General features: G+C 48.2%; 1 protein-coding gene. It reads right to left on the bottom strand.

Annotated features, from left to right (window positions below; translation table 11 throughout):
- Positions 1–69: 69 nt before the first annotated feature.
- Positions 70–231 (bottom strand): hypothetical protein, encoded by a 162-nt coding sequence (locus BHE89_RS00650; RefSeq protein WP_286145795.1) that lies wholly within the window; start codon positions 229–231, stop codon positions 70–72.
- Between the last annotated feature and the right edge of the window lie 68 nt (positions 232–299).

Here is a 299-nt window from a genome sequence, read left to right as displayed (position 1 = left end):
TTCACTTTATCTTTTTCCGCTGCTTCGCGCTTAGCTAATTCCGCTGCTTCACGTTTTGCTTCTTCAGCTTCACGTTTCGCTTTTTTCTTCGGCGTCTTTCTTTGCCTTTTCAGCTTCACGTTTTGCTTTTTCTTCAGCTTCGCGCTGTGCTTTCTCTTGTGCTTCGCGCTGGGCTTTTTCTTCTGCTTCGCGATGCGCCTTTTTCTTCCGCTTCACGCTGAGCTTGCTCATCCGCTTGCGCTTTTTTCAACGGCGTCACGGTTCACATAAGTGCGTTTTTTTGCGGACTTCGATGGCTA

The sequence above is a fragment of the Shigella sp. FC1967 genome, from assembly GCF_001743005.1.
GTDB lineage: Bacteria > Pseudomonadota > Gammaproteobacteria > Enterobacterales > Enterobacteriaceae > Proteus.
Note: the sequence above shows the minus strand (reverse complement) of the source record. Positions and strands in the feature narration are given on the sequence as shown.